This window comes from Paenibacillus sp. 2TAB26 (genome assembly GCF_052115145.1).
Taxonomy (GTDB): Bacteria; Bacillota; Bacilli; order Paenibacillales; family Paenibacillaceae; genus Pristimantibacillus.
Genome location: NZ_JBFRGC010000145.1, coordinates 1 through 375 on the forward strand (window position 1 = coordinate 1; position 375 = coordinate 375).

Below are 375 nucleotides of genomic sequence, written 5' to 3' on the forward strand. Positions count from 1 at the left end.
TTTGGGCGGTGGCGTAGCACCATGGAATGCACAGCAGTATACTATATCTACTGTTGGAGATCGTTTATTTGGAAAGGTAAATGGAACGGATGAAACCTTTGATTTGATATTTTATCATTTTCATGATTTAAAATATTGTGAAAAAGACGCCTTCCACCTGGGTCATTATGAGTTGACTCATGGACATTTAACTAACATCTATAAGCCATATGTTATTGCCTTAAAGGAGGTGGAGAAAGAATTACGTTCGATTTCAAAAGACAATTTATTTCATGAAATCAAAGAAATACCGCGCATTAATAAATCATTACGAAGAATGTATAGATTCCATGTTTTTGGGCATTTAAATAATTATTATAAAACGAGATACTTAAT

1 protein-coding gene is annotated in these 375 nt (G+C 32.8%); it reads left to right on the forward strand.

Features of this window, described 5'->3' with window-relative positions; genetic code table 11:
- A partial coding sequence (locus AB4Z50_RS36260; protein WP_441887355.1) for a hypothetical protein occupies positions 1 to 375 on the forward strand: 375 nt, incomplete at both ends.